Genomic DNA, 3,148 nt, shown 5'->3' with positions numbered 1-3,148 from the left:
TGCCGGCATTGGCCAGCGCCTTTCCGACGACGGCTTCCATGGCGCGCTCGTCAAGCACGGGAATGCCGAGAAACTTGCGGGTGATCTCGCGGCCCATGAAGAAATTGGCGACCACGTCGACGTTGGTGCACAGCGAGAGATCCTGGTAGACGGTCTCGATGCCGGCCGCCTTGGCCTCGGCCGGTGATTTGGCGAGGAATTCCTTGCCCTCGAACAGCATGCGGCCCGATGTCGGCTCCAGTCCGCCTGATATGATCTTCACCAGTGTCGATTTGCCGGCGCCGTTGTCGCCCAGCAGCGCCACGACCTCGCCCTTGCCGATCGAGAAGCTGATCCCCTTGAGCGCTTCGATCGCGCCATAGTTCTTGGTGACGTTGTCGAGCACCAGCAGGGGTTCACTCATGCCGCAATCTCCCTGCCTTTGAGAAGGTCGCGCTCGCGTTCGCGTTCGGCCGCGAACATCTGCCCGAAGCGAGGTGACAGAACCCCGGAAACCGCCAGGGCGGCGGCGCCGCGCAGCACGGAATGCTGTCCGCCGCGCGCGACCACGACCCTGGGCGTCGTGCGGTCCTTGCGGGCCGAGACGGAGTTGTGCAGGCCTGCGGCCGAACCAGCCAGCATTTCGAGCAGGTCGGTGGACGCCAGCCCGCCGAGGATGACCGTCTCCGGGTCGAACAGGTTCTCGATGACGGCGACGGCGTTGTGAAAGATCGGTGCGACTTCGGCCACCCAGTCGGCCTCGCTGCCGTTCCAGCGCCGGAGCGCCTCGAGCGACAAATATCTTTCGAGGCAGCCGCTGTTGCCGCACGGGCAGGCCTCGCCGCCGGGAATGACGGGAATGTGTCCGATCTCGCCGGCATTTCCCCAGGCGCCGCGCAAGGCGCTGCCGTCATGAACCATGACGCCGCCAAGGCCGACGCCGAAATAGAGATAGTAATATTCGGAAAACTGGGCGCCGAGGCCATAAAGGCGCTCGCCCATGGCGGCCGCGGCCATATCGGTTTCAAAGAAGGCCGGCAATCCGGTGGAGGCCGCCAGCCGTTCGCGCAGCGCGACATCCTTCCAGCCGGTCATGGTGGTCGGCCCCACGAAACTCATGGACTCCACGTCGAAGGGGCCAGGCAGGGCCATGCCGACGCCCAGCACCCGTCCGCCAGCCCGCAGTCTGGTCAATTCCACCACCATCGCCCCGATCAACTCGAAGGCGTGGTCCGGCGTCGCGTTCGGCGCTTCGCGGTAGATGCTCTCGATCACGTCGCCGCTCAGATTGATCAAGGCGGCGCTGATACCAAGCGGGGTGATGTGGATGCCGACGGCATAGCCGCCCTCGGGGTTGATCCGGAGCGTCGCCGGCGGCAGGCCGCGCCCCTTCGGCTCTTCGCGCAGCGACAGGATGTAGTCCTGATCTTCCAGTTCGCGAACGATGGTCGATACGGTCTGGACGGTGAGGCCGACGCGCCGGGCGATCTCGCCGCGCGCGATCGGCCCGTGCAGGCGGATGGACTCAAGCACGATGCGCCGGTTGTATGGCCGCCCGAACTCCTGATTGGTCCCCCGCAGTGCCATGCCTTGCGCCCCTTAGGAGAGGATAGCTTGGCACCGCTTATTTATTCAGTCAAATGGAATTCAAAAATAAATGATAGTGAAACACAAATCTTGGGAAGGCCGGGTATGGACGTACCCGGTTCAGGACCTGCCCACACGCCGCCCTGGCCGATTGCCGCCATGGCGAAACCTCTTCAATGGTGAGCGAACCCGCGACCGTTGATGACAAAGCATGGAGCAAAGATGATCGAATTGCCGTTTGCCCGCGACGAGTACCGACAGCGGCTTCGCAAGATCCGCACCGAGATGGCCAAGCGCGGTCTCGAGCTCCTTGTCGTCAACGACGTTGCCAACCAGCATTACATCACCGGCTATGACGGCTGGTCGTTCTACACGCCGCAGGTGGTGCTGGTTCCAATCGAGGAGGTCGAGCCGGTCTGGATCGGGCGCGCCATGGATGCGGCCGGCGGTCTTCTGACAGCCTGGATGAAACCGGAAAACGTGGTCGGCTTTCCGGAAGACCATGTCCAGCGAGGCGATCGCCATCCCATGGACTGGATTGCGAACTGGATTGTCGCCAGGGGCTGGGGGAGCCGCCATATCGGCATCGAACTCGAAGCCTATTATTTCTCCCCCAAGGCGCACGCCCGGCTTGTCGCCGGACTTCCCAATGCAAAATGGCACGATGCCGACCTGCTGGTGAACTGGATCCGCGCGGTCAAATCGGCGCCCGAGATCGCCTATTTGCGCAAGGCGTCGACGCTCGCCGAAGCGGCCGTCACGCGAGCCTTCGAGGTGATCGCGCCGGGCGTTCGCGAATGCGATGCCATCGCCGCCATCCAGGCGGCGCAGATCGCGGGCAGCCAGGATTTTGCCGGCGACATCACAGCGCTTCCGCCGACAATCCTCGGTGGCGAGAATGCCTCGGCGCCGCACATCATGTGGAGCGACAGGCGGTTCGGAGAAAACGAGACGATTGCGCTGGAACTTGCCGGCGTTTGCCGCCGCTATGCCGCCGGCCTCGCCAGGACCATGCAGCTTGGCAAGACGCCGACAAATGTCTCGGATACCGCCAAAGCGGTGATCGAGGGCATGGACGCGGTGCTCAACGCGGTCAGGCCGGGAACGACTGCCGAAGCGGTCGAAGCTGCCTGGCGCAAGGTCATCCAGCGCTACGGACTGAAGAAGGAATCGCGCATCGGCTACTCCATCGGCGTCGCCTATCCGCCGGATTGGGGCGAACACACGATCAGCCTCAGGCCGGGCGACAAGACGGTGCTTGAACCGGGCAACGTCGTTCATTCCATCCTTGGCATGTGGATGGACGGCTGGGGCATCGAGGTCAGCGAGACCATCCTGGTCACCGAAACCGGCCACGAGACCCTGACGAAGTTCCCGCGAGAGATCCATGTCAAATCCTGAGGGTTCGGCCACGGCGGGTGGTGTTGCGAAAACCGTGACGACCGATATCGACGCCGGAATTCTCGACCGGATGATCGAGGTCCGTCGCCATCTGCACCGCAATCCCGAGCTTTCGAACCAGGAGGCCGGCACGCAGCGTTACCTCAGGCAGATGCTGGTGGATCAGGGAATCGTCGACATT

Annotated in this window: 3 protein-coding genes and 1 pseudogene; 2 read left to right on the top strand and 2 right to left on the bottom strand. The window is 63.6% G+C overall.

Annotation, left to right across the window (positions count from 1 at the left end; genetic code table 11):
• Together EN925_RS29630 and EN925_RS29625 are read right to left on the bottom strand one after the other, a co-directional pair.
• The coding region (locus EN925_RS29630) for an ATP-binding cassette domain-containing protein (RefSeq protein WP_164894467.1) at positions 1-403 on the bottom strand (403 nt) is incomplete at its 3' end.
• Complete coding sequence (locus EN925_RS29625; protein WP_013532174.1) at positions 400-1,566, bottom strand: ROK family transcriptional regulator; 1,167 nt, start codon at positions 1,564-1,566, stop codon at positions 400-402. The genes EN925_RS29630 and EN925_RS29625, both read right to left, overlap by 4 nt.
• 222 nt (positions 1,567-1,788) lie before the next feature.
• On the opposite strand from EN925_RS29625, the gene EN925_RS29615 reads away from it, so the two are divergent.
• Together EN925_RS29615 and EN925_RS29610 are read left to right on the top strand one after the other, a co-directional pair.
• Entirely contained in the window at positions 1,789-2,967 is a 1,179-nt protein-coding gene (locus EN925_RS29615) for a M24 family metallopeptidase (protein ID WP_127385800.1), read from the top strand.
• A pseudogene (locus tag EN925_RS29610) lies at positions 2,954-3,148 on the top strand (amidohydrolase); the annotation flags it as partial. The gene EN925_RS29615 and the pseudogene EN925_RS29610, both read left to right, overlap by 14 nt.

This window comes from Mesorhizobium sp. M7A.F.Ca.US.006.04.2.1, from assembly GCF_004022915.1.
In the GTDB taxonomy this organism is placed as follows: Bacteria; Pseudomonadota; Alphaproteobacteria; order Rhizobiales; family Rhizobiaceae; genus Mesorhizobium; species Mesorhizobium ciceri.
Note: the sequence above shows the minus strand (reverse complement) of the source record. Positions and strands in the feature narration are given on the sequence as shown.

Coding starts and splice junctions, on each gene's coding strand:
- EN925_RS29615 (WP_127385800.1), top strand. CDS start 1,789: ATGATCGAATTGCCGTTTGCCCGCGACGAGTACCGACAGCGGCTTCGC.
- EN925_RS29625 (WP_013532174.1), bottom strand. CDS start 1,566: ATGGCACTGCGGGGGACCAATCAGGAGTTCGGGCGGCCATACAACCGG.